21 protein-coding genes are annotated in these 24,044 nt (G+C 59.6%); 8 read left to right on the plus strand and 13 right to left on the minus strand.

Annotated features, from left to right (window positions below; genetic code table 11):
- Nucleotides 1-22 precede the first annotated feature (22 nt).
- The 5 genes from U1A53_RS20155 to U1A53_RS20175 all read right to left on the minus strand — a co-directional run bounded on the left by U1A53_RS20155 (nucleotide 23) and on the right by U1A53_RS20175 (nucleotide 3,043).
- Entirely contained in the window at nucleotides 23-274 is a 252-nt protein-coding gene (locus U1A53_RS20155) for a zinc ribbon domain-containing protein (protein ID WP_322283658.1), read from the minus strand.
- Nucleotides 275-341: 67 nt separating this feature from the next.
- Nucleotides 342-611: a 30S ribosomal protein S14 gene (rpsN, locus tag U1A53_RS20160; RefSeq protein ID WP_322283659.1), complete on the minus strand. Its 270-nt coding sequence runs from the start codon at nucleotides 609-611 to the stop codon at nucleotides 342-344.
- Between the two features lie 192 nt (nucleotides 612-803).
- Nucleotides 804-1,586, minus strand: a complete 783-nt coding sequence (locus U1A53_RS20165) for a thiazole synthase (protein WP_322283660.1) — start codon at nucleotides 1,584-1,586, stop codon at nucleotides 804-806.
- A 29-nt stretch (nucleotides 1,587-1,615) separates the two neighbouring features.
- A complete protein-coding gene (gene hemQ, locus U1A53_RS20170) occupies nucleotides 1,616-2,473 on the minus strand; it encodes a hydrogen peroxide-dependent heme synthase (protein WP_322283661.1) in 858 nt (285 codons plus the stop codon).
- Nucleotides 2,474-2,638: 165 nt separating this feature from the next.
- Entirely contained in the window at nucleotides 2,639-3,043 is a 405-nt protein-coding gene (locus U1A53_RS20175; protein WP_322283662.1) for a Dabb family protein, read from the minus strand.
- Between the two features lie 23 nt (nucleotides 3,044-3,066).
- Between U1A53_RS20175 and U1A53_RS20180 the strand changes: the two genes are divergently transcribed.
- Nucleotides 3,067-4,548 carry a PQQ-binding-like beta-propeller repeat protein gene (locus U1A53_RS20180; RefSeq protein WP_322283663.1) on the plus strand — a complete coding sequence of 494 codons (1,482 nt, stop codon included), beginning with the start codon at nucleotides 3,067-3,069 and terminating at the stop codon, nucleotides 4,546-4,548.
- 21 nt (nucleotides 4,549-4,569) lie between these two features.
- Here U1A53_RS20180 and U1A53_RS20185 read toward each other — a convergent pair whose 3' ends face one another.
- The 3 genes from U1A53_RS20185 to U1A53_RS20195 form a co-directional block, all read right to left on the minus strand.
- Nucleotides 4,570-6,909: a hypothetical protein gene (locus tag U1A53_RS20185; RefSeq protein ID WP_322283664.1), complete on the minus strand. Its 2,340-nt coding sequence runs from the start codon at nucleotides 6,907-6,909 to the stop codon at nucleotides 4,570-4,572.
- Nucleotides 6,910-7,059: 150 nt separating this feature from the next.
- The gene (locus tag U1A53_RS20190) at nucleotides 7,060-7,983 is read right to left on the minus strand and encodes a hypothetical protein (protein ID WP_322283665.1); all 924 of its coding nucleotides are present in this window, start codon (nucleotides 7,981-7,983) and stop codon (nucleotides 7,060-7,062) included.
- A 31-nt stretch (nucleotides 7,984-8,014) separates the two neighbouring features.
- Nucleotides 8,015-8,953 (minus strand): hypothetical protein, encoded by a 939-nt coding sequence (locus U1A53_RS20195; RefSeq protein ID WP_322283666.1) that lies wholly within the window; start codon nucleotides 8,951-8,953, stop codon nucleotides 8,015-8,017.
- Nucleotides 8,954-9,075: 122 nt separating this feature from the next.
- On the opposite strand from U1A53_RS20195, the gene U1A53_RS20200 reads away from it, so the two are divergent.
- The 4 genes from U1A53_RS20200 (at nucleotide 9,076) to U1A53_RS20215 (ending at nucleotide 13,369) form a co-directional block, all read left to right on the plus strand.
- Nucleotides 9,076-9,909 (plus strand): hypothetical protein, encoded by an 834-nt coding sequence (locus U1A53_RS20200; RefSeq protein WP_322283667.1) that lies wholly within the window; start codon nucleotides 9,076-9,078, stop codon nucleotides 9,907-9,909.
- A gap of 59 nt (nucleotides 9,910-9,968) precedes the next feature.
- Nucleotides 9,969-10,508 (plus strand): hypothetical protein, encoded by a 540-nt coding sequence (locus tag U1A53_RS20205; protein WP_322283668.1) that lies wholly within the window; start codon nucleotides 9,969-9,971, stop codon nucleotides 10,506-10,508.
- Between the two features lie 52 nt (nucleotides 10,509-10,560).
- Nucleotides 10,561-10,752, plus strand: a complete 192-nt coding sequence (locus U1A53_RS20210) for a hypothetical protein (protein ID WP_322283669.1) — start codon at nucleotides 10,561-10,563, stop codon at nucleotides 10,750-10,752.
- Between the two features lie 166 nt (nucleotides 10,753-10,918).
- A complete protein-coding gene (locus U1A53_RS20215) occupies nucleotides 10,919-13,369 on the plus strand; it encodes a right-handed parallel beta-helix repeat-containing protein (protein WP_322283670.1) in 2,451 nt (816 codons plus the stop codon).
- Between the two features lie 12 nt (nucleotides 13,370-13,381).
- Here U1A53_RS20215 and U1A53_RS20220 read toward each other — a convergent pair whose 3' ends face one another.
- The 3 genes from U1A53_RS20220 to U1A53_RS20230 are packed head-to-tail and all read right to left on the minus strand — an operon-like array spanning nucleotide 13,382 to nucleotide 15,667.
- Nucleotides 13,382-14,752 (minus strand): S41 family peptidase, encoded by a 1,371-nt coding sequence (locus U1A53_RS20220; RefSeq protein WP_322283671.1) that lies wholly within the window; start codon nucleotides 14,750-14,752, stop codon nucleotides 13,382-13,384.
- Complete coding sequence (locus tag U1A53_RS20225; protein WP_322283672.1) at nucleotides 14,749-15,000, minus strand: hypothetical protein; 252 nt, start codon at nucleotides 14,998-15,000, stop codon at nucleotides 14,749-14,751. The genes U1A53_RS20220 and U1A53_RS20225 overlap by 4 nt, the downstream gene beginning before the upstream one ends.
- A gap of 43 nt (nucleotides 15,001-15,043) precedes the next feature.
- Nucleotides 15,044-15,667, minus strand: a complete 624-nt coding sequence (locus U1A53_RS20230) for a glycine zipper domain-containing protein (RefSeq protein ID WP_322283673.1) — start codon at nucleotides 15,665-15,667, stop codon at nucleotides 15,044-15,046.
- Nucleotides 15,668-15,824: 157 nt separating this feature from the next.
- On the opposite strand from U1A53_RS20230, the gene U1A53_RS20235 reads away from it, so the two are divergent.
- On the plus strand, nucleotides 15,825-18,746 hold the full coding sequence (locus U1A53_RS20235) for an ATP-binding cassette domain-containing protein (RefSeq protein WP_322283674.1): 2,922 nt from the start codon (nucleotides 15,825-15,827) through the stop codon (nucleotides 18,744-18,746).
- A gap of 45 nt (nucleotides 18,747-18,791) precedes the next feature.
- Here U1A53_RS20235 and U1A53_RS20240 read toward each other — a convergent pair whose 3' ends face one another.
- Complete coding sequence (locus U1A53_RS20240; RefSeq protein ID WP_322283675.1) at nucleotides 18,792-19,622, minus strand: carbon-nitrogen hydrolase family protein; 831 nt, start codon at nucleotides 19,620-19,622, stop codon at nucleotides 18,792-18,794.
- 100 nt (nucleotides 19,623-19,722) lie between these two features.
- On the opposite strand from U1A53_RS20240, the gene U1A53_RS20245 reads away from it, so the two are divergent.
- Nucleotides 19,723-20,373 (plus strand): hypothetical protein, encoded by a 651-nt coding sequence (locus U1A53_RS20245; RefSeq protein WP_322283676.1) that lies wholly within the window; start codon nucleotides 19,723-19,725, stop codon nucleotides 20,371-20,373.
- A 21-nt stretch (nucleotides 20,374-20,394) separates the two neighbouring features.
- Nucleotides 20,395-22,746 carry a ComEC/Rec2 family competence protein gene (locus U1A53_RS20250; protein WP_322283677.1) on the plus strand — a complete coding sequence of 784 codons (2,352 nt, stop codon included), beginning with the start codon at nucleotides 20,395-20,397 and terminating at the stop codon, nucleotides 22,744-22,746.
- Nucleotides 22,747-22,761: 15 nt separating this feature from the next.
- Here the strand turns inward: U1A53_RS20250 and U1A53_RS20255 are convergent, their stop codons facing one another.
- A complete protein-coding gene (locus tag U1A53_RS20255; RefSeq protein WP_322283678.1) occupies nucleotides 22,762-23,964 on the minus strand; it encodes a trypsin-like peptidase domain-containing protein in 1,203 nt (400 codons plus the stop codon).
- Nucleotides 23,965-24,044 lie beyond the last annotated feature (80 nt).

Raw genomic sequence — 24,044 nt, forward strand, 5'->3', positions numbered from 1 at the left:
TCAATAAAACACGGGACGGAAGTCACAGCTTCTCGTAGTTCCCGTCGCAGCGCTTTTCCAGAATGGTGAATCCGGCGGCTTTGGCGTCGGAGACGGAGAGCGGCTTGGTGAGCTTGGGTGTGTTGAAGGCTGAGACCAGCTTCTTCACCGGTTGTTTGCACAACGGGCAGACCTCAAGCGCGGGTCTGCTGATCGGCCGACGCAGATCAAAACCCTTGCGGCATGCAGGGCATCCTTTGTCTGGGTCAGCAGCGATGTAGGAGTAGGTGGGCATCAGGGATAATGAACACCGCCTCTCCATGCAGTCAGGCGTAATCCTGACTGCAAGTTCGGACGAGAAACTACCAACTGGACTTCGTCACACCGGGGATCATGCCCTGGGAGGCGAGTTCGCGGAAAGTCATACGAGACATCTGGAAGCGGCGGATGAACGCGCGACGACGACCGGTGACACGGCAGCGGTTGATGAGACGCGTCGGGCTTGCATCACGAGGAAGCATCGAGAGGCCGACGTAGTCGCCTTTCGCCTTGAGTTCAGCACGCAGCTTTGCGTACTTTTCGACGGTTTTACGTTTGCGCTTGTCGCGCTCGAGCCAGCATGTTTTTGCCATAGGGGCGCGGAGTCTGCCCCAAAGCCCTCCTTACGCAAGAAAAAATTTCCATTGGCGGACGCTGTGTTTCACGCTAAATGCCCGGCCACTATGGTCATCTTTTACGGAATGTGTCTCGCAGCCGCTCTCCTTTTCTGCGGCGTCCTCGCTTTCACCTACTTGGTGAAGGGCTGAAAACTCCCCATTGAGGGGCTATTGATACAAGAAAGTCGTCAGCGGACTGGTGGCTGAAGCCTCTGCTGCGCCTTCGCTCAGGCCGATCTCATAGGCGCTGCGCCCGGCCTCCACGGCCATTTTGAAGGCTTGGGCCATGCGCACCGGGTCCGAGGCCACGGCGATGGCGGTGTTCACCAGCACAGCATCCGCCCCTATTTCAAAGGCCTCGGCGGCATGGCTGGGCGCTCCGATCCCCGCATCCACCACGACCGGCACGGTGGCCTGGGTGATGATGATTTCGATCTGCCGCCGTGTGGTGATACCCTGATGCGAGCCGATAGGCGATCCCAACGGCATGACCGTGGCAGTTCCCACATCCTGCAAGCGACGGGCCAGCACGGGGTCGGCATTGATGTAGGGCAGCACGATAAACCCCTCCTTCACGAGGATTTCAGCCGCTTTGAGCGTCTCAATTGGGTCCGGCAGGAGGTAGCGCGGGTCAGGATGAATTTCGAGCTTCACCCAGTTCGGCAAACCAGCGGCCACGGCCAGCCGTGCCAGACGCACCGCCTCCTCGGCGTTCATTGCGCCGCTGGTGTTCGGCAGCAGCAGCACGTTTTTCGGGATGAAATCGAGGATGTTAGCAAAAGGATCGCCCCTCCCCGTCAAATCAGCCCGGCGCAGCGCCACGGTCACGATTTCCGTTTCCGAGGCCACGATGGCATCGCGCATCAGCTCGCCACTCGCGAATTTGCCCGTCCCCAGCATGAGGCGGGAGCTGAACTGACGGTTGGCGATAGTGAGGGGCTGATTTGGCACGAGGCGTGAGCAATGAACCAAATCCCGCCTCACGCAAGCATCACCCGCTGCAACAGATCGTTCGTCGGTGTCTGGATGCCGATGTAGAAGTCGCCGAACTCGCCATACTGCGTGGTCACTTCATCAAAGCGCATCTCATAGACGATGTTTTTGATCTGCACCATGTCATGCGCAAACAGCGTCACGCCCCACTCGTGGCTGTCGAGACCGGTGGAGCCGGAGATGAGCTGGCGGACCTTGCCAGCGTATTTGCGGCCCGTTTTGGCGTGGCCACCCATCAACTCGCGACGTTTGGCGAAATCGTTCGCGTACCAGTTCGCACCCACGTTGCGGCGCTTGCTCATTGGGTAGAAACAGAAGACCTGCCAGTCCGGCATGTTCGGATAAAGGCGGTCGTTGAAATACTTCGTCATGTGGGTCTTCCACTCCGTCACACGCTTCTCAAAGGCCTCGGTGCCAGGCGTGAGATTCTCGGCCTTCTCGATCTGCGCCTTGAATTCCTCTTCACTCTGCGAGTACTCGGTCCACTCCGTCATCGAAAGATAGCTGTAGGTCGGCGTCAGCACGTCCGGGCCAAGCGCGAGGCTGATCTGCTTTTCAAAGCGCTGTGAGTCGTGCAGATCGGGTGTGAGCAGCATGAAGCCCAGCTCGGACTTCGGCGACACCATCGCAAAGGCAAGCAACTGGGTCCCTGGATGCTTGCGGATCGCCTCAATCGTGCGCGTAAAATTCTCCCGGCGCTCCTGGCGCTCCTCCGGCGTCAGCGCGGCCCAGTAACCGTGGTCGATCGTGAAGAACAGATGCTGCACGATCCAGCCCTCTTCAGAAATCAGCGGTTTTGATTCAGCGGGTCCGTTGGACGTGGGAAAGGAGGTCGGGATGAGCATGGTTGGTCTGTGATGGGGTTGCCTTTTCCCATACGCTGGAATTCGAGCGGCTCAACGGACGATCCTTGGCATTTGCTGAGGCTGTGCTGTCAAGGAATGGTCAAGAGGTCAAGGTGCCACTGTCTTGACCACCTTGACCGGCGAAGCCTTGACGATCTTGACGCCTCACTCACACCCAATGTCATAAACGAGCAGCTTCTTCGCCAGGGGCATCAGGGTTTGCTTCACGGCATTCACATGCACGGGATGCTTTTCATAAGCGTCCATGTCCGCCTTGCTGTTGAAACGCATCACCAAGCCGACATCGAAGCTGTCATCGACGACGGGGCGCTCACTTGCGACGGCGGGGCCGACGCTAAGGTGCTGGATCTGTGAAATCTCGGCCTGAAACATCTTCGCGGCTCCGATGACTGTGGCGCGGTCGGCGGCGTTGCCGGGGCGCTTCAGCCAGACGAGCACGACGTGCTCGACCTTGCCCTTGGCGGTCGTTTTGCAGCCGAAGGGACAAGTAGTGCAAGAACTGAGGGCGAGAGCGGCAGCGGCGGAGAGAATGAGAATGGCGTTCTTCATGGCGTTGGTTAGTCTGACACGACATGAAAAACCCGTCGAGACTGTTTCTGCTGCTTTTCGCCTTCGCCACCTGCTCCGCGCAGGAGGCGTTTGACCGCCTGACCTTCCATGCGGCACCGAAGCCGCTCTCAAAGGACGCCAAGACGAGCCACTGGCCGCGCGTGCTCGGCCCCACGGACGATGCGATCTCGCCGGAGACGCATCTGTCGAAAAAATGGGCCACAGGCGAGCCCAAGGCCGTGTGGGAGGTGTCGATGGGCGAGGGCTACAACTCGCCCGCGATCAGCGGCGACTTCTGCGTGATCTTCCACGCGATGGAGGGGAAGGAGATCATCGAGTGCCTGCATCGCGAGAATGGGAAACGCTTCTGGTCGCATGATTACCCGATCTCGTATCAGGATCGCTACGGCTTCGGCAACGGGCCGCGTGGCAGCCCGGTGATCGCCGATGGCATCGTGGTGACCTATGGCGTGACGTGCGAACTTCGAGCGCTCGATTTGAAAACCGGCAAGCTGCTGTGGAAACACGATCTGCGGGCCGAGATGCATGTGCCGCAGGATTTCTTCGGCGCAGGCGGCACGCCGTTGATTCTCGATGGTCGCGTCATTGTGAACGTGGGCGGCAAAAAGGCGGCGATTGAGGACTCGGAAGGCCTTCGCGATCGAAAAGAGCGTCTCGCCGAGGCGGGCGTGAGCGTGGCGGCGTTTGATTTGAAGAGCGGCGAGGTCGTGTGGACCGTCGAGGACGCGTGGGGCGCGAGTTACGCGTCTCCCATTCCCGCAAAGCTGCACGGGCAGTTCAAAGTGCTCGTCTATGCCGGCGGCGAGAGTGATCCGGCCACCGGCGGCCTCATGTGCATCGATCCGGCAAATGGGAAGCTGCATTCCAAGTTCGCGTGGCGTGATGACGAATACATCCAGGCCATCGGCACCTCGCCCGTGGTCATCCCGGAGAAAAACCGCGCCTTCATCACCACCGCGTATCCGAAGGGCCGTCCGCTCGGCGGCGCGATGGTGGAATACGATGCCGACTTCCAACCGAAGGAGCTATGGAAGTCCGCGAAGCTCGGCGTCCACTGGATGAACCCGGTTTATCACGACGGTCACCTCTACGCCATCGACGGCGAGACGGAGCCGAAGTCCCGCCTCGTCTGCGTGAACGCCGACACCGGCGCTGAAGTGTGGGAGCAAAAGATCGAGTGGGAAGACGCCGAGTTCAGCAAGCAGACCGGACGCGCCAATCCCACCCGCCTCAGCATCCTCCGCGCGAGCTTGATGAAGGTCGATGGTGCCTTCCTCTGCCTCGGCGAGATCGGCTCCCTCCACTGGCTCGACCTCAGCCCCGCCGGAGCCAAAGTGATCGCCCAAGCGCAGCCGTTTTATGCGCTTAACACCTGGAGCCTCCCCGCGTTGAGCCACGGACTGCTCTATGTGCGCCAGCAGCAGAAGGATCTCATGCAAAAAACGGGTGAGCGGGTGATCTGTTTGGATTTGAGAGGGGAGTGAGCAGCGTCCTGGCCCGGAATCTTATCCTTCTTGAGTGCTTTCGAGTGAGTAGGGCTGGATCTGAAAGAGCTGGCCTTGGAGGCGCAATGTGTCGCCTTGACCGAGCGGGGCGACTTCTCCGGGCTGGAGGTGTCGGCCATTGAGATCCATCACGGAAGCTGCCGTGGCCTCGATCCAGAACCCTCCGGCGTGATGGTGAAAGCGGGCGGCGCTGTTCTGCGCATCGGTGTCGTCAAAGGCGAGGCGGCCAGTCGTGTCTATGGCAAGGCTGGCATCGGTGAAGATCCAGGCGACTTCACAAGGGAGCGTGCCACGATCCAACGAGTAAAGCACGCAACCTCCGCGGCGAAGCGACCTGCTCTTTGAGGACGGCCAGCCGATGACCGCCGGGCCGGGCGTGGCATAGGCGGATTTCAACAGGCGAATCTCCACAGAGTATTCGCCGGCCAGAACGAGCGTCATGGGCAGATCAGCGATTTCAGGACTGCCGATGTGGTGGCCTGCGGTGAAGGAGGGATTCGTGGTGCCGATGTCGCGCAGGAATATCTGGCCGTTTTGCATGAAGGCAGTGGCCTGTGCTCGGCTGATCAAGCGTGTGCGGCTGTCGTTGACGGGGTTGCGTGGGCGGAATTGCGCCACGTAGTCGCTATGCGTGCCAACACGGCCGAGCCAAAGGGAGTCGTCAGCGACGAGGGCAATGGTCGGTTGGGCATTATCCACCGGGCTCAAACGCAGGCGAAGGTTTGCCTGAACGGGAACGGACTGGAGGTCCTCAGGAACCTTGAGCACATGGCGGCTGGCATGGGCTACGGCGGTGTGGCCTGCCAGGGCTGCGGTCAACTGTGCGTGCAGGCGTGCCAGCGTGAGATCTCCTGACTGGTCGGGTGAAACCGCACGACGCAGCATGCCGTTGATCTCGGAGCTGAGTTCAGGAACGGGGGAGAAACGCACCGGACCTTCTCCTGAGAGGGCTCCGCTGTCCTGGCCCAGCAAGAGCAGCGCCAGACGAGCGAAGTGGGTCACGGGACGTGTGGCAAGCTGCGCGCGCGTGCCAACAGACTCCAGAATGAGCTGCGAGGCATCCAGCAGCAGGCCATTGTCATCAGCCTCACCTTTTCCAGCAGGAAGCCAGAACTGGTCCAGTGAAGTGGCCACGAACTGGCGCTCGACCAAGGACCACAGAGCTTCGTAGGATGCCAAGATGGCCACCAGCAGACGGGCCACGGTGGGGCGGGAAAAGGAGCGGCGTTCGCGTAACGCATCCAGCAGACTACGTCCGGGAGGCAAAGGGCGTGCGACATGCAGGATGCGCTGGCTGCGCTGCACATCCAATGGGCGCAGCAGTTCCAGGCGTGTGGACTGCTGCAACGTCTGCATCAGACCAGAAAGACGTCGCATCGCCTCGCCTACCTCGGCGGAAACATCGAGCGTGGTCAGCAGTACATCTCCCATGGATGGATGGCGGGCCACGCACAGGCGCCAGCCATCCCGGGTCCGCAGTTCGCGGTTGATTTCATAGCCAGCAGGCGGGGCTTGCAGTAAAGCAGTGTCCACATCCGCCGGAGTGCGCGTGGTGATCGAAGCAGCAGGTGTTGAGCCGGAGGTTGCGGGCACGGCGGTATGCGCGGTGCGAGCTCCCACGCGAGAGGGGGAGGCCGTGTGACGTGGGGGGATGGTTGTGCGCCCTCCTTCACCACCGCTGAGAAACTGCCCGACAAATTCATCAAGGCTTTCAAAGCTGTGGCGCTGCGTGCCGGCGAGGGCACTGCGCAGCAGGGTGTTCTGATAAATGGTGAGCGAAGGGATGGCGCGAAAGCGTTCATTCTGTCCACCACCACCTGCGGATGCGCCCAGCATCTCGGAGCAGAGAGTGGCCAGGGGAGTCACATATTCACGGGTGCTTTCGGGCACCGAATTCTCTTCGGTGCTGGCGAACGCGGTCGGATTGAAGGCCATCGTCTGCATGGCATCCACCGGCATGGTGGCGGACATGCCAAACAACGGCATGTCGGGAATCAGCAGGGCTGATGTGTTGGACTCAGCATCCACGACGATCTGGGTGGCATCGAGGGTGAAGCGCGGCCAGCTCTGCTCCACAGCCGCCTTCAATGCATCCCGCAGCATGATCAGCACCTGCTCCATCTGCTCCACTGTCAGACTCTGTTGCACGCGCAGAATGTCACGCAGATCACGGCCTGGGGGCATTTCCGCCGTCATCAGATGAAACCCCGGCTCGAACATGAATTCGTGAACCGCCGTGAGCAAAGGCGAGGCGGGGGACTGCATCAACGCTGCAAGCGCACGCTGCCGCACCACCGATTCAAGCGGCAACGGCGCATGATGGGCGCAGTTGATGAGCAAGGGCCGGGACGGGGGCTGCCAACGGTCCCTGCTCAACACACGGCGCTGGCGGCCAGAGGGTGCCTGCAGCCGTATCTCCCAATTAAACCGTTCAAGGAGTTCCCGATCGAGACTCGAAGTGCTGGACATGTGTCTGGTGCGCCTTCCTGCTCATTTCTGCTCAAAACGAACCTGCACATCCTGCTGCACAGGCATGATCAACTTGGGAACACCCGGCCTGGCAACATCCTGCGGCAGCGATTTTGCCTCCGGCGGCTTCGCAGGCGGGATGGTTGCTTTGCCAGCTATATCAACACCTTGCGGTTGCGGCATGACTGCCTCTGCGGCCCAGCGAATGATAATGCTGCCGTGCGCCTTCTCTTTTTGCTTCGGAGGCGTGTCTTGCGGCGGCAAGGGCAGCGGGGAGGGCTTGTGCATGTTGTGCTGCCCGGCTGAAAAATTTTGGTCTCCACTCCACTTGATGAAGTCCATGATCTGCTGTTTCACGACCGCCACCTCCGGCAGATGCCATTGCCCATCCAGTCCGGGCTGCACCCGGAAGACAAAATGCCGGGTCTGGCCTGACGAGACCACTTGGAAGGTGATCTTTGATTCGTAGGCTCCGACGATTTTTTCCAACGGGGGAAGTGAGGTCAGCTCGATGACCTTAATCGTCTCCGCCGGAACAGCCAGCTCGACGGACCGGCACAACTCACCCACCTTTTTGGCAAGGTCATTTTTCATGGCCTCGACAAAATCCCTGACATTGACCACACTGACACGTTCCGCACCCAACGGAGCATCACGCGCCTCCTGAAGCTCCTTCTCCAGCAAAGCAATTCGTGCTTCCGCCATCACTAGTTTTTGTGCTGAATCCACCAACTCCTGCGGGATGCCCGTTGCTGATGGCCGTGCAGGTTGTTGAGCGGCTGCCGCAGCCCTCTTTTCCACAGCCGCCAGTTTTTCGCGAAGCTGCCTTAGCTCCAGCACCTGGGTCTCGTTTTCCGTGCAGCCGGACAAGACCAGAGCACAAAGTCCGAGGGCGAACATTACCCCCACAGGGTTTCCGCCGGATGAAGATGTGATGGTTTTCATGATGAGAAGCAGACTTGACGGTGATGCCCCGCTATTCAAAGCGAATTTGCACTGACTGCTGCACGGGCATGATCGGTTTTGGCACCGTCGGAGCAGCGACAGGCGGCGGTTTTGCTGTTGTCGCCACCGGTGGCGGCTGGATCGCCGCTGGGGTCGGAGGCTGTGCTTTGAGCGGAGGCACCTGTCCCGGTGAGGCACCCCAGTTAATGACAACAGTGGGAGGCCCCCCCTGCTGGAAATTAGAACCTCCTAGTGGCTGCGCGCTGGCAGTTGCCGGGCTTGGAAGCGAAACGGGTGTGTGCGGATCAGCGGCTGCAACTGGAGCCGCCGGTGCACGAGCCGGTTGCGCCTGAGCGGGATCGCTTGCGGCAGCAGGAGCCGCAGAGGCGGTGATATGCTGCCGCACATCAGCCACGCCAGGCAAGCGCCACTGACCGTCCAGCCCGGCCTGCACTGGAAACTCCAGGCGCCGCGTGCCTCCCGCCGAATCTGGCACGCTAAAAACAATCGCGGAGCTGAGAGCGGACGCGATCTGCTCCGGCAGGCGGAGGCGTTTCACCGTGGTCTCCTGGATGTTTGCAGCAGGAACAGCCTGTTCGACGGATTGCTGCAGTTCACCCGTCTTGGCTAGCAGATCACGTTCCATCGATTTGACGAACTCCCTGAAACTCTCCGCATTGCCCCTGGCGGCAGGCGGCACAGTGTTGCGCGCTTCAAGAAGCTCTTTTTCCAGCGATGCAATCCGAGTTTCCGCGAGCGCAAGTTTCTGGACGGAATCCGCCGATTCCTGCGCACCGGACGTGGCAGGCACCGCCTGTGTGGCGGCAGCTTGTTGTGCGGCCTCCAAGGCCTCGGCCGTTTTTTTCTCCGCCGCCGCCAGCTTCTCACGAAGCTGCCGCAGTTCCTGAACCTGACTCTCATTCTCGGAGCAACCAGCAAACACCAAGGCACACATGGCGAGACCGGACATCCGCCACAAAAGACTTTCGCGAGATGAAGATGTTTTTGCTTTCATGATGAGAAACAGGCTTGACCTGAATGACGTGGAGGGCGTTAACTTTATTGATAGGCATTGCTGTCAATTCCACCTGCTTGAAACTAAAACAGAACCTGATTTTTGTCATGAAAAGATTCTACCTGCTGCTCGCCCTTGCCCTCGCCGCACCCTTCACATTTGCCCAGGACCAAAAGGCGCCCTTCGATCTTTCCCAGGCCCAGAATTCAGAACTTGGACTGCCAAGCCCGATGGACAAGCTGCTTGGGCTTGATTCCGCCATCAGTGGCAAGGCGGTTAACTGGGGCGGCATTTACAAGGACATTGCACACAACGCCAATATGTCGGACTTGAAAGCGGAGCCGAACATCTGCCTCGCTCTAGGCATCCGCATCGCCGACGGCATCATGGCCGTGAAGGCACGTGACGCGAATGCCCTCAACGAGTGCGCGAGTGACATCGAGGCTCTGGCCAGGAAACTCAAGGTTGGTGAAAATGAGCTGGAACGCGCCAAGAAAACACGCGCCCTGGCCAACAAGGGGCAATGGACTCTTGTTTTCTGGGAGATGGGCTGCCTGCAGGTCGACATCATGCAATCACTCAACCAAAAAGGGAATGAGAAGCGCCGCACACTCATCATCGCGGCAGGCTGGCTGCAGGGCGTGCATTACGCGGTGCATGTGATCAATGAACGCTACACGCCGGCACTTTCCAATTTCTTGCGCGAGCCGTTGCTGGTCAAAGCCATGATCGAGGAGATGAAGGCGCTGCCCGAAGCCACAAAAGCCAGCCCGCGAGTGGCCAAACTCACCGCCGCCCTCAACGAACTGTATGCCATCGTCAACATTCCCCTGAACGGTTCCATTTCTAAAGAGAAGGTTCAGCGCGTGAATGATTTGTCCCGGGAACTCTCGGAAGAATTTGTTTTGTGATTGGCGCGGACATTTTTTTATTGCAGTTCACCGGTTCAATTGCGTATTCTGCCGCTGTTATGAAGCTTCCCTACATCATCCCTGTTGTTTTTGGTATTTTAGCGCTCCCCCTTCGTACGTTGCACGCTGATCCCGCCCAGGCGGAGGATGTGGCCTTCCGCATGGCGGATCCATACATTCATAAAACATTCCAAATGGCGCCGGCCGATTATTCGGGCATGCTCACCACGGGGAATGCGGTGCGATTCCTCATCCCGGTCGTCCGCGGCTTGGATTACGTCTTTCTTGTCGGCACTGATGATGCTGCGCGAGATGTGGACATTTATGTGTACGACGAAGTAGGCCAGTTGATCTTGGATGACCGGCGCTCCTCAAAACTGGCAGGCGTTCAGTTCCGCTCATCCTACAATGGTACCGCCGTAGTCTATCTCCACATGGCCCGCGCCAATGGTCTGGCATCCTACACCGTGCTGGTCGGCCGCCGAGGCGTGGCCAAGGAAGGAATCCTTGACGGATCTGGCAATACGAACGCACCGAAAGACGAGGCCGCCACCATCTCGCCCGTTCCTGCGTCCCCCCCTCCCGTGAAGAAAGATTAAGTCACCCTGTCTCTATGCGCATTCCCTGAATCAACCTGCTCCACATCATCCTATGAAAACCAAGCTCACCCTTGCCGCCGCCACTGTTGCCATCCTGCTCTCGAACTGCACCTATCACACCTACGTTGTCCCAAAACCAACGCCGGCACCCACCAGAAAGGTTGCCAGCTCCAAACCGAGCACCAGTTCCACCTCGCCGGACAATTTCCAGGCGATCACCAAGCCTTCCACATACAGCAGATAATCAAATGCTGCGGATGCCCGGCGTCCTCGCAATCCAAACAGGCCGCCTGCAAGGCGGCCTGTTTCGTTTCGCCAAGATGGGCAGGACTTGAGACTTGAACGAGATTGGTTCCTGACTGAAGTTTTTTTCATGCTTCTAGCAGCACCCTGAAGTCATCCCTTGAACCATGAGTGACAACTCCTCCGCCAACCTAGATGACATCGAGTTCGGAGCGACCATGCGCGGGCACCAGTCGGGTGATCTTGCCTTTGGCCGTTTTGCGTTGAAGCGCGTGCTCGGCCGTGGCGGCATGGGGGTGGTCTGGCTGGCTGAAGACACGCTGCTAACCCGCGAAGTGGCACTCAAGTTCGCCCCCGACACGCTGCGCTCTGACGACGCGGCCATAGAGGAACTGAAAGGGGAGACACGGCGCGGGCAGGATCTGGCGCATCCGAGCATTGTCAAAATTTTCGACTTTTTCCTCGATGAGCAGCATGCAGCGATCTGTATGGAGTATGTGGATGGTGACACGCTGGCCAGACTGCGCGTGCGCCAGCCGAACAAAGTTTTCGAGCCGCGCCAGGTCGTGCGCTGGGTGGTGCAGATGCTGGACGGGCTTTCCTACGCGCACCGCAGCGCGAAAATCGTTCATCGTGATTTGAAGCCGCCGAATCTCATCATTAATTCCCAAGGCGATTTGAAGATCATGGACTTCGGCATTGCCCGCAGCATCCAAGATTCGATGGCCCGTGTAACCATCGCTGGCAATTCGACGGGCACGCTTGCCTACATGAGCCCGCAACAAGCGGCAGGCAGGTCGGCCAGCATTTCGGATGACATCTATTCGCTGGGCAGCACCCTCTATGAGCTTTTTACAGGGAAGCCACCCTTTCACAGTGGTGATTTCAGCCGCCAGATCCGGGAAGAAATCCCTCCCGCCATTTGCGAACGACGAATTGAGTTCGGTCTGACAAACACTGAGACATTCCCTTCCGAATGGGAGGATGTGATCCTGCGTTGCCTGGAGAAACAACCTGAACTCAGGCCTGCCACGGTGGAAGATGTGCGCACGCTGCTGGGACTCGGCGGCGGCTTGCATGCCCCTTCACTCTCCCCATCTGCCTTTGGCGAGCCTGCGGTAACAAATCAGCAGGCGCTGGTTGCAGACACCGGCATGTCTGCGACCGCGATTTCAGCCGCAGGCAAGGCAGTCACGGTTCGTGCCAACAGTGCGCTGTCACCACTGACGATGGGGCAGCCATCGGCACAACGGAGCGCTGAAACGACAAAGCCGCAGGCTATGAGTGGCCCGCAGACTCGGAAACGCCCCCCTACATGGCTGCTGGCCGTAGCAGCGCTGGGGCTCGTTGGGGCAGTTGTTTTCATGTGGCCCGGTAAAAAAATCAGTCGGTCAGACTCCAATAAAACGGCAGTTGTGGATGACAAACACGCTGTGGACCAAGACAAAACACCGGAGCCGTCAGACAAACCCGGCATGCCCCCTGCCAAGCCTGCCTTGGGCCTGTTGGTGCCAGATGGCTATGCCACCATCAAACTTGCTCTGGCCGCCGCCAAAGCCGGGGATACGATCCGTATCAAACCCGGCAGGTATGAAGAGCGGGTGAGTTTGCTTGATGGAGTGTCTTTGGAGGCTGCCGGGCCTGGTGGAGAGGACGTCCTTATCAGCGTGAACGGTACAGAGGGGAGTGCGCTGGAGGCGGAAAAACTGAAAACTCTCATCAAGATCAAGGGCCTGGTCTTTGCGCATGGGGAGGAGGGGGGCGGCACCGCAGCGGTGGCCAGCATTCTTTCCAGCAACGTGACATTTGAGGATTGCGTGTTTGAAAGCGGCCTTGGCGACGGCGTGCGTGTGGAGGGCAGCAGCAACGTCACCTTCCAGGGATGCACAGCGCAAAAAAATCAAGGTTCAGGCTTCTACATCGCCCGTGGGGCCAAGGTGACCATGAAGGGCTGCAAATCCATCAGCAATGGGACCGATGGACTGACTCTGGCCGGTCGCGCCACCAAAGCGGAGGTGACCGGTCTGGAGGCCATGCGCAATCAAAGCTGCGGGGTCAGCGTCCAACAGGGAGCGCTGCTCAAAGCCGAAACTCTGGCTGCCCGTGAAAACGTGCTCAACGGCCTCTATGTGGCGGATGCGGAGACTCGGGCTGAGGTCACCGGCGGCAGCCTCAGCCGCAATGGTTTTGTATTCACTGGCGGTGCCAGCAAAGGCACCGAAAGCGGCCAGGGGGGCGGAGGTCTCGTAGCGGAAGCAGGACCGGTGGTGGTGGTGGACGGCGCTGAAGTCGAGGGCAATGCCAAATCCGGCATGCAACTCATGGAATGTGCCACCGGCAGCAGTGTGCGGAACTGCATTGTCACGAGCAATCCGTATCGTGGTATCATGATCATCGGTGTGGCGGGACAGGAAGTTCTGTTTGAGGCCAACAAGTGCCTGCGCGGCGGACAGCATGGCATCTCAGTCCAAGGCGAGGGTTTCCGGCCCAAGCTGCTGCGCAACCACTGCGCGCTTAACACGCAGAGCGGCATCTTCATCTATGCCGGTGCGGTTCCCGTCCTGGAAGGAAACACCTTCGAGGGCAACGGCAAAGAAGTCGAAACTTCCACCCCCTGACCTCCTTTCCGTTCAATCAACCAGCTTCACCACCGGCTTTGGACGCATGGCCGTGTTGGTGATGGAGACTGCATTCTCAGTGAAAATCTTGCCGCCGGGAGTGGTGGTGGAGGGTTGCAGTCCGGTCTCATTCCAAGAGATCCCCCCCTTCGCAAACATCATGCCCGTGGTCAACGTGAGGACTCCGCCGCCTTTGAGCGTGACAATGTCGGTCCCTTGTTCCTGCCCTTCGTTTTTTTGAGAAACGACGAGCTGCAACACACCTTTGCCATAAGTTTTGCTACCTTGGCTGGCAGCCCGTTGAGGAATGTTCATCACCAGTGCTGCGATGAAGATTTCGGATGCGCTTGCCGTTCCCTCATCCTGGAGGATCGATATCTGGGCCGGTTTGATCAGCGCGGGTTTTTCGGCCAGGAACGTCCGGTTCGGAAAGCCACGTTCGACAACCGTGACGATCTCCGCGCCTGTGTCGAGAAACAAAGAAGCCAGCTCCACCGCCGCCATGAGAGAACCACCTTGGTTGCCTCGCAGATCCACGGTCATGAGCCGGGTCGTCGTCTGACTGGCCAGCGCCTGGCTGACCTGGGCTCCAATACCAGGCTCGAACCGACGCACCCGTAGCACGACCCCGCCTGTGTCTTGATCGATCAGAAAGGCAGGCGCGGCGGTTCCAGCCTCACGGATGACGGGTAGCAATTGCGCACGGCCGGTACTTTTTTCGATCCGCAGGTTCACCGGCGTTCCAGGCGGCCCTTTGATCCGCGTGGCAAGCAAGTCCACAGACTCTCCTTTCACTGGTCGGCCATCGACAGAAATCAGTTTGTCCCCAGGACGAATGCCGGACAAAGCAGCAACGCTGTCAGGAAAAGGGTAACAGTAATAGGAACCGTCCCGCTCTTTCAGACTCATGCCGATGCCGCTGCCCGGCGTGGCGCGCGCTTTGTCTATACGCGCCGCATCGTCGGTGGTCTCATAACGCGTGTAGGGATCAATTGTCCGGCAATAGGCAGCCAGCGCTGCCTCCGCCAGTTCCGCAGGCGTCAGGCGCTGTCCTGGCAGCACTGCGAGCTGAGACAAATGTGCGCGGGCTCCCTGAACCGCCTCAGCCTCTGTTTTTTGAGTCAGGTCAGGTGGTGGAGGAGCATCCGCACCCGGTGCGGCACCAGCTTTGTGAAGCTCCGCCAAAGCCCGGGTCATCACCACGGGGACAGTCAGCGGGTAGTAGCAGCGCTTTTCGATGACACTGGAGCACTCGTGCAGGATCTCCACCGCAGCTCCTAGCTCCCGATCATCCACCTGCGCGCGCGCATGGGATGTCGTGAACAAAACACCCGCCAACGTCACCGCCAGCACCCATGTGTTGCGGTGGCCGTTGCCCGTCATTGCTGGTTGCTGAGGCGCGTACGCTCAGATTGCAGAGAGTTCGAGCGCTGCTTCTGGCTGTAATTATCTCCCTCAAGGTGGTGCAGTTCTCTCCGTCGCTGATCGATACGGACATCCGCTTTTGACTGAGACCAGCCAAACAGTCCGCCTTGAGACGGATCACCGGTGGTCTCACAACTGGTGAGCGTCATCGCACAGAAGGAAAGAAGCAGGCAGGAAAGCAGGGTGTGTGTCATGATGAGTTTCATTGAGGTGGATGAAAAGGCGTGACCGACGCAGCGAAACCCCGGATCAGACATCAATCTCACGGTTCAGGCTGGCCAGACGGTCGTAATTGCTGGACATCGAACTCCGGGTGCTCTTCAAACTGATGACTTCCTGCTTCAGCCCGGAGCTGGAGGATTCTCCCAGAACTTCCTGCTGGAGTTTGATCTCGCTGTCCACCTTCTTCATCTCACGCGTAGATTCATTCTGGAGCTTGATGATCTCGGCCTTCTTCTGTTGAAGCACCCGTGTGTTGCCAGAAGATTTGGCGCTGGCGATTTCAGAACGCAGCTTCGTGATGTTGGCACTCAGACTGCTGTTGTAGTTGCGTGCTTTCTGGTTGGTCGCACGCGCCTGGGAGATGCAGGCGTCAAGCCACTGTTCGGTGGAGGCATAGTTCGCTTTTTTCTTGGCCACATGATTGCCATAGGCAAGTCCGCCCGCAGTGCCTGCTGCCAGGCCGATGAGAGCACCGCGACCCGCATTGCCAGAAAGGGAACCAATGGCGGCTCCTGCCAGCGCACCGAGAATGGCACCGCCCAGAGCGCCTTCCGTGCGGGTGCGTGTGCCATCATTCTTGATATTGGTACAACTGCCCAGCATGGCGGCCAGAAGAACTGCGACGGTGAAGCGGGTAGTATGGGTGCTCATGGTGATAGTTTTTTGAGAAGTTAAGGAATAAAATCATAATTGAGTTTGATTGACCAGCGATTTTCTTGCTGCTTGTAAAAAACAACAGCAGAACCAAATCTGCCTCGCCCGATCAGAAAGCGCGGCCTGAAGCTGCTCATAGTCACCACCCTCAGTCATGAAAGGCCACATCTCTGTCTGTGCCGGCGGCTCGCCTGCAGATCACTACACTCTCAGCTCAGCTCCGCTGAAAATGGGATCTTCCCCTGACTGCGAATTGAGCAGTCCCGGCATGCTGCCAGAGCATGCCCGGCTCGTCTGGGACCAGCGTTCCGCCACCTGGGTGCTCACAGCAGCCTCGGCCATCGCCGGGCGCTCCATTCGCATCAATGGAACATCCGTCAGCGCACCCGCTTATCTTCAGCACGGTGACATCATTGAGATGCCTGATGTTTACATCCGATTTCAACGTGTGCCTGACGCCCCCGTCTTTCGTGGGCAGCCTATTGAAGAGCTGCGGCTTGCCAAATTAACGCGAGTGCTCATCGGGCGCAGCTCCGGCGAAGCTGATGATCCTGACAAACTGTCTCTGGATGCCACAGATGCAGCCATTTCACGCGAGCATGTGCTACTGGAAAAAGATGCCCCGGGCGACTGGAGCGCGACCGATAAAAGCCAGGCAGGCACGCCGCTAAACGATCAATTTTTCCTCCAGAAAAAGCTGCAGGTGGGTGACCGCATGCGGGTGGGCAGCTACACCTTTGAATTCACCGGTCATTCGCTGCGCCGTGTCCCCCGGCAGACGGGCGGACAGGTCAAGTCCCGTGGCATCGCCGTCACGCTGAAATCAGGCCGCACCATTCTGAAAGATGTCACGCTGGACATTGAGCGCTGCACTTTCGTCGGCATCGTGGGCGGCAGCGGCCAGGGGAAATCCACCCTGCTCAATGCCCTCTGTGGCATCAACCCTGCCACCTACGGGTCTGTTTACATCAACGACGTGCCTTTGAATGACACCCGCCAGATGGCCGCCGCAGGCATCGGCTTCGTGCCGCAGGATGACATCGTCCACATGGAGATCACCGTGGAACAGGCGCTGCATTTCAGTGCGCGGCTGCGGCTGCCACCGGAAACGCCACAACGCGCCATCGACAGCCTGGTGGATGAAACCATCGGGCGGCTCGGACTCGCCGAGCACCGCACCAAGCGCATCTCCCAGCTCTCCGGCGGCCAGCGCAAACGTGTCAGTATCGCCACAGAGCTGCTGTCTAGACCCTCGGTGCTGTTTCTTGATGAGCCCTCCTCCGGTCTCGACCCGGCCACCGAATTCTCTCTTATGAGCCTGCTTAACAGCCTGGCAAAAACCTGCACCGTGGTCTGCACCACGCACGTTCTCGAAAACGCGCAGCTTTTTGACAAGCTCATCTTCGTCCAGGACGGACACGTGGTCTGTGACGTCGAGACAGAGCATGCGGATGCCAGGAAAGATGAAACGCCCATCGATCTCGATGACACTCACAGCCGGTCCATCACCAACAGTTCCGAATTCCGGCTGCGTTCGGCTTCGGAAATGGCGCTGGAATACTTTGGGATGACCAGCCTGCTCAAAATATATCAACTTTTCGCCAAAAGCCGGGACGAAGGGGGAAAAAGCGGAGCGGAATGGTTGCAGGAATTCAAGCAACGCCATGGACACGTCCTCCGGCCCGACTTTGGCAGTCCAGTCACGGAGGTGTCCACCTCAGCAGGAGCGGTGCAGCGCGGTGGCGGCTACTTGCGCAGTCTCATCGTGCTGCTGACCCGCCAGTGGGCCATTCTGCGCGCCGATCCGCTTAATCTCGTGTTCCTCGCCGCCCAGCCGCTGCTCATCGCCGTGCTCGTGGGCTGGGTGGCCGATGAAGCGGTTCTGCGCTCCTTCCTTTGCATCGTGGCCACGCTTTGGTTCGGCTGCAGCAACGGTGCCCAACAGATCGTCCGCGAGATTCCCATCTACCGGCGTGAGCGCGTCTGCGGTCTTGGCATGAACTGCTACCTGCAGAGCAAGTACGTCTTTCTCGGTGCTGTCACGACCCTTCAGGCTCTGCTGCTTTTCTTCGTCACACTCTTCGTGGCCCATATGTTTCATCCGCCGGACCTTGATCAGGACGTCTTTCGTGAAAAAATCACCGCTCGTCTCTTCCCACCGCCTGCGGCCGCACCTGGAGCTATGGCCGCTGATGAAGGCTTTGCCGTCGTTGAAGAAGGCCAGGCCGTCCAGCCTGCGGCGGCGGATGCCGAAGGTCTGGAGACCCTCATGGCAGTAGAAAGCCAGCGGAAGAATTCCTTCGCCGTCACCTTGATCGTGAAGCTGGGCGCTTTCTTTGAGATTGCGGACAATCTCATGGAAGCCACAGAACCTGCCGGGGATCAATCACGCGATACCGGCCTTAGCACCCCGATGACTCTCACCAGCGTCTTCGTTTCCAGCGTCGGCCTGAAACTCCTGGCCCTCATCGCCACCTCCTTGGTTGGCATCGTCATCGGTCTTGCCATCTCTGCCCTCGTGCAAAACAGCACGCAGGCCGTGCTTTGGGTGCCGCTCGTCCTTATCCCGCAGATTCTTTTCGGCGGCTTTGTCGTCACCCGGCCCGAGATGTCCCCCTCCGTTCGCGCTGCCAGCACTTTCGTACCCAGCTACTGCTCCCAGCGCGTCATGGATGTGGCCCACCTCCTCGGCCAGTCCACACCCCGCATGTCCAACCGTACCCGCTACCCGGTCTTTCTGACTCCAGGCGGCGAACGTGAAACGATCGAATGGGAAACACTCGATGGCACAACGAGCGAGGATTATGACAAGGTCTCGCCGCACAACAAATCCTGGCAGAACCTGATCGTCTTCCCGGGTCATGCCGGTGAGCATGTCAATCTCTTCGACATGATTCGCGGTGTGAAGAAATACCAGGAGAGCGTGGAGCAGCGTGGCGATGTCCGCTATCCGATGGGAATCATTTACCACAACCTGCAGCCCGCCATGGCCTCCTTGGGAATCCTTGGTCTCTGGATCGGCGTTTGTTATCTCGTCACCTGGCTCGGCCTGCTGCGCAAACAAAACGGCAAGTGATCACCGTGCCCCGAGCTTCTCCAAAGCATTCCATAACACCGCCGCCTATTTCATCGCCTCCGCCACGAACGGCGCGAACTCGCGGAAGCTCCACGCCGACTTCGAGAGGCCCCAGGCGGTGTCTTGTTTGTGGTGGGGGTCGATTTCGGCGGTGATGAAGTCTTCCTGATGGCGGCGGCTTTGGACGAGGATCTCGCCGTGCGGGTCCATGACGTAGCTGTCGCCGTAGCCAATGCCGGGACTGCGGGTGATGCCGGATTTGGTGGGATCAAGGACGACGTTGTTGCCGCGTACGAAATAGACGCTGTTTTCGTTGGCGCGGGCCGCGTGGTCGGCGCGGACTTTCATGAAGTGGGAGATGAGGCCCTTGTCGCTGATGTAGTTGAAGTGCGGGGCAAAGATGACGCGCGCGCCTTTAAGCGCGAGGATGCGCGCGGGCTCGATGTAGCCGCCGTCGGCGCAGATGAGGACGCCGAACTTGAGGCCGTCGATCTCCCAGACGGGAAAGTCGCGGCCCTGCTGGTGAAACTTCATGTAGGCGGCGCATTTGCTGTAGAGGCCGAGCTTCTGGCCGTGGTGGGCGACGACGACGGTGTTGTAGAGGTCGCTGCCTCGCATTTCATTGAAACCGGCGATGGCCACAGCGGCGTGGCGGGCGGTGACGTCGAGAATGCGCTTCATTTGCGGTGAATCGGAGGCAAAGGCACCTTTGCGTGCGAACTCCTCGGTGTCAGGATAGCCGGTGAAGAAGCACTCGGGGAAAGAGACAATCTTCGCGCCCGCGGCATCGGCACGTTTAAGGCCCTCTTCAAAACGGGCGAGGTTGTGGTCGAAGTCGCCAACCCACGGTTCAAACTGGCAGTGCGCGATTTCCATGCGGGCTTAACGACCTGATCCCGCGAGATTTGGCAGAATGAATGAACTTCGCGCTTGGCGGAAGGAGGGCGGTTTGATAGCGTCGTTGTCATATCTACAAATGAACCGCGAACTTATCATCCGCCTCTGCCTGGTCTTGCTGGCCGTCCTGCTCGTCATGCTGCTCTGGAATTACGTGAAAGACGCCGGGGACGGGATGAAGCTGGTCTTCGTCATTTTGATGGGTGTCACGGGCGCCCTGCTGATGGTGAAGTTTGTCATCCCATGGTTTGGTGATGTGATGGGAGAGGCGGTGTTCTCCTCTGGCGAAAAGGTGGAGCAGGACGAAATGACCAAGGCGGCGGCCTGCATCTCCCAGGGCGATTATCCCGGTGCGATCAGCCACTATGAAAAGATGCTGGAGGAGAAGCCAGATGATCCCTTCCCCGTGGCAGAAATCGCCAAGGTCTATGCCGAGCGCCTGCATGATCCGCAGGCGGCGTTGAGGGCGCTGGAGGAGCATCTGCAAAGCAAGGACTGGCCGGTGGATGACGCGGCCTTCATCATGTTCCGCATCGCCGATGTGCATCTGACGCACCGGCACGATTATGAAACCGCCCGTGACATGCTGGAGCAGGTGATCGGCAACTTCCCGAACACCCGCCACAGCGCGAACGCGCACCATAAGATGAGTGAAATCGAGCAGATGCAGTACAAGCTGCTGATGGAGCAGCGCACGAAGGCGGGATCCTCCGGCACCGCGACGGCGTGATCATCTCAAACCCGGCGGACGATGCTCGCGAAGCTCCAGACATGGACACGGGCAAATCCGCTGATGGCATTGGCCCTTGTGGCGGTGTGCGGCATCCTCATCGCCGAACTGGGATGGCTGCGTGCAAACGACCCGTGGTTCATCGGCTGCACCACGGTGCTGCTAGGTGCAGCGCTGCTTTGCGGGCGCTCGTGGCTGCTGATTCCAGGCATCGCGATGGTCTTCGCCTTCATTCACGAGACACGTACGGACGAAACCTTCCGCCATCCATTGCGCCTGGCCCTGCAAACCACGGACAAACCGGTGCCTGCCACGATCCGCGGCAGCCTGCTGCCGGATTTCGACACCACGGCGGACGGACGCGCCCATGCACTCTGTACGACGCAGAAGATCGAGATTCCGGCGGCGGGACGGGTGATCGAACAAACCGCCACGCTGCTGGTGAGGCTGCCCAGAGGCGTGCGCTTTCCTGGAGCGGGTTTGTATGAGCTGCACGGCAGCATCTACCTGCCGCGTGCCTCGTCGAACCCAGGAACCTTTGACGCACAGGAATATGCGCTGCGCATGGGACGGGTGGCACGCTTCGATGCGGAGGGCATGCGGCGCATCGGCAACAACAATGAGACTCTGTGGTGCACGTTTCTCGAGACGGCAGAACATTGCAGGCAATGGATCGGCACGAAGCTCACGCAGGACCTGGAGGACGACCCTGAAACCTCGGCTGTCATTCGTGCGATGGCACTGGGTGTCTCCGCCGAGGCGGCTGACGAGATCGAGGATGCGTTTCGCAACAGCGGCACGCTGCATGTCTTTGCTGTCAGCGGCCTGCATGTGGCCCTGCTTGGGGTGATCGCGCTGGCGCTGCTGCGCCAGCTCGGACTGCGGCGCAGCATCTCACTATGGATGATGATCGCCATCGTGTTTGCGTATGCGTTCATCACCGGCTGGCGGCCTTCGGCAGCACGGGCGGCGCTCATGGTGGCGATTTTCATGGGAGCGCCGTTGGTGGACCGCGAATCGTCGCTGCAAAACAGCCTCGGAGCTGCCGCATTGCTGCTGCTGGCCGCAGACACGCACCAGCTTTTCATGCCGGGCTTCCAGCTTTCGTTCGTGGTACTGTGGCTCAGCGTCATCGGCTCCGTGCCACTGCTGGAACGCTTGATGCACTTCACCCGGCTCGATCCCTTTTTACCGCCGCAACTGGCGAACTGGCGGCAGCGTGGATCCAGCCAGTTTCGGCACTGGCTTGCGGCTAATCTGAGCGTTTCCACTGCCGCATGGATTGGCAGCATTCCATTCATCCTCGGGCACTTCCAATCGGTGACGCCGGTGGCGGTGATCGCAAACTGCGTGCTGGTGCCGCTGTCGTTCTTCTGTCTCGGAGCGACCTGCCTGAGCCTCTGCGCCGCAGCGCTGCATCTCACCGGCGTGCAGATCATCCTCAACAATGCCAACTGGGCGCTGGCGAAGGCGATGATCGCCAGCGCGGCATGGTTCGCCGGCCTGCCGGGCGCCAGTTTTCATTTTCAACCCAGCACAACCCCCACGCATGCGCCGGCCGTCTGGCGCATGCTCGAACTGCCGCATGGCGGCGCGGCGAATCATCTGCGGCTCGAAAAAAACCACTGGCTGTTCGACACCGGCGATGAAACGAATTTCCGCCGGGTGCTGCGACCCTATCTGCATTCCCATGGCGTGAATTCGATCCAAGGCGTGTTCTTGAGCCACAACGATGCGGATCACGTCGGAGCCATTGAGCAAGTGAGCGAGACGTTTGACGCACCCCTGCTGTTTTGCAGCACACAGGAGCCGGGTCGGCTGGATTCCTCGCTCACGACTTTGCGCCGTCTGGCCGACCAGCCGAATCCGCCGCCGTTGCGCAAGCTGCGCGTCGATGAGCGAGTCACTCTGTCGGACGAAAAGACCTTCAAGATCGAGGCGCGGGTGCTGTACCCGATGATGCAGGTGGAAAACGCGCGCGGCGACGACCGTGCGATGGTGCTCATGCTTCATCTCGGACCCTGGCGGGTGCTCTGGCTGAGTGATGCGGGGTGGCACGCGGAGAAATGGCTGTGCGCCAGCGCCGCCGACCTGCGCTGCGATGTGTTGATCCGCAGCCAGCATGAGCTGGATCTCGCGATGACCGCCGAGTTTCTGCTCAAGGCCAGCCCGCGCGCCATCCTCTGCGGCAGCGACGCGCGTGATGCCGAGGTGACGCTGCCCGAGTCTCTCGTTCAGCACGCGAAAGAGCAGAATGTTCCACTACTGGACACCTGGAGTGATGGCAGCCTCGAACTTCAGTTTCATAGCAACGAACTGCGCGTCATCCCGACGCATGGCGGACAGCGGCTGGTTTTGAAACCACGCGAGTGATGCAGCCGGCCATCTTTACGGCGCAGCGTCAGGCCTGGTCCCGAGTCTCGCAATGATGTCACCCATCTTGTTGCTGCGGATGACCTCGAGTTTCACCTCGCTGCCGGGCGGCTGGGTGCGGATGATCTGCAGCAGGTCCCCAGGGGAACGGAAGGCCATGCCTTGAAACTTCGTCACCACGTCACCGGGTCGCAGTCCCGCTTCGGCGGCAGGTGATCTTGGACTGATGTCCGTCACCAGCGCTCCTCGGCGTGAGGTGCCCCACACGGGATCGATTTCCACCGGTTCGCTGCTGACTTCGAGACCGAGATAGCCCTTGCCTGTTGTGCTGCTGACAGTTGCCGCGTTCTTGGCGCCCTCACGGATCTTGGCCTGGATGCCGTCCACCACCATCTTGGCGTCGTTGGCCGGAACGGCGAGACCCACGCCTTGCCAGGCGCGCACGGTGTCATCACCACGGTAAATCGCCACGTTAATCCCGATGATTTCGCCACGGATGTTCACCAGCGGACCACCGGAGTTGCCGGGATTGATGACGGTGTCCGTTTGCAGATAATCAAACTGACTGTCGCTCAAATGACGATCCCGCGCGCTGATGATGCCCTGCGTGACCGTGCCGCTCAAACCGAAGGGATTGCCCACCGCGAACACGATCTGGCCCACGCGCGCCTCGTCGGAGTTCGCAAAGCCCAGCGCGGGAAAGTCGGTGCGGTTGCTATCAATTTTCAGCAGGGCGATGTCGCGATCCTTGCTGGCCCCCAGGATCAGCACGGGATACTTTTTGTTGTCATTCGTGGTGATCTGCACCTCCGCCACCCCCTCGATGACGTGGTAATTCGTGACCACATGCCCCTCCTTGCTGACGATCACCCCGGAACCGAGGCCTGGCACGATCTGTGCACGCTCGCCGACAAGGCCATAAAAGGGATGCCAGCTCATCTGTCCTGGACGCACCGTCTTGGTCGTCACGCTGACCACGGACGGCAGCACGGCGGCGGAAAGTTTGGCAAACTCGTCATTCAGCCGGCTCATCAAGGGCAGTTCATCGAGCGCGAGCTTCGGCTTGTCTGGTGGCGTGAGGGCCGCCGGCCCGGGCTTTTCCCCGCGCAGCAAATTCATCAGGCCATAGCCCTCGCTGCCCTGGCGCCACCACGAAAACAGCAGCGCGGCCAGGACAAACACGAAGATGGCAAACAGCAAGCGGCGGAGGTTTTCCATGGGCACCAATGCGTCAGTGGTCGCAAAGTTCAAAGGTCAAAGTTTCGGGCGTACCGCATGACGGGCGCTCACGAACTCAA

The organism is Prosthecobacter sp. (assembly GCF_034366625.1).
Lineage (GTDB): Bacteria > Verrucomicrobiota > Verrucomicrobiia > Verrucomicrobiales > Verrucomicrobiaceae > Prosthecobacter.

Excerpts from the sequence above, each read along its gene's own strand:
- U1A53_RS20240 (WP_322283675.1), bottom strand. The coding sequence starts at position 19,622 with ATGGAAATCGCGCACTGCCAGTTTGAACCGTGGGTTGGCGACTTCGAC.
- U1A53_RS20210 (WP_322283669.1), top strand. The coding sequence starts at position 10,561 with ATGAAAACCAAGCTCACCCTTGCCGCCGCCACTGTTGCCATCCTGCTC.
- rpsN (WP_322283659.1), bottom strand. The coding sequence starts at position 611 with ATGGCAAAAACATGCTGGCTCGAGCGCGACAAGCGCAAACGTAAAACC.
- U1A53_RS20215 (WP_322283670.1), top strand. The coding sequence starts at position 10,919 with ATGAGTGACAACTCCTCCGCCAACCTAGATGACATCGAGTTCGGAGCG.
- U1A53_RS20190 (WP_322283665.1), bottom strand. The coding sequence starts at position 7,983 with ATGAAAACCATCACATCTTCATCCGGCGGAAACCCTGTGGGGGTAATG.
- U1A53_RS20235 (WP_322283674.1), top strand. The coding sequence starts at position 15,825 with ATGAAAGGCCACATCTCTGTCTGTGCCGGCGGCTCGCCTGCAGATCAC.
- U1A53_RS20155 (WP_322283658.1), bottom strand. The coding sequence starts at position 274 with ATGCCCACCTACTCCTACATCGCTGCTGACCCAGACAAAGGATGCCCT.
- U1A53_RS20225 (WP_322283672.1), bottom strand. The coding sequence starts at position 15,000 with ATGAAACTCATCATGACACACACCCTGCTTTCCTGCCTGCTTCTTTCC.
- U1A53_RS20245 (WP_322283676.1), top strand. The coding sequence starts at position 19,723 with ATGAACCGCGAACTTATCATCCGCCTCTGCCTGGTCTTGCTGGCCGTC.
- hemQ (WP_322283661.1), bottom strand. The coding sequence starts at position 2,473 with ATGCTCATCCCGACCTCCTTTCCCACGTCCAACGGACCCGCTGAATCA.
- U1A53_RS20195 (WP_322283666.1), bottom strand. The coding sequence starts at position 8,953 with ATGTCCGGTCTCGCCATGTGTGCCTTGGTGTTTGCTGGTTGCTCCGAG.
- U1A53_RS20230 (WP_322283673.1), bottom strand. The coding sequence starts at position 15,667 with ATGAGCACCCATACTACCCGCTTCACCGTCGCAGTTCTTCTGGCCGCC.
- U1A53_RS20175 (WP_322283662.1), bottom strand. The coding sequence starts at position 3,043 with ATGAAGAACGCCATTCTCATTCTCTCCGCCGCTGCCGCTCTCGCCCTC.
- U1A53_RS20205 (WP_322283668.1), top strand. The coding sequence starts at position 9,969 with ATGAAGCTTCCCTACATCATCCCTGTTGTTTTTGGTATTTTAGCGCTC.
- U1A53_RS20180 (WP_322283663.1), top strand. The coding sequence starts at position 3,067 with ATGAAAAACCCGTCGAGACTGTTTCTGCTGCTTTTCGCCTTCGCCACC.
- U1A53_RS20250 (WP_322283677.1), top strand. The coding sequence starts at position 20,395 with ATGCTCGCGAAGCTCCAGACATGGACACGGGCAAATCCGCTGATGGCA.
- U1A53_RS20255 (WP_322283678.1), bottom strand. The coding sequence starts at position 23,964 with ATGGAAAACCTCCGCCGCTTGCTGTTTGCCATCTTCGTGTTTGTCCTG.
- U1A53_RS20220 (WP_322283671.1), bottom strand. The coding sequence starts at position 14,752 with ATGACGGGCAACGGCCACCGCAACACATGGGTGCTGGCGGTGACGTTG.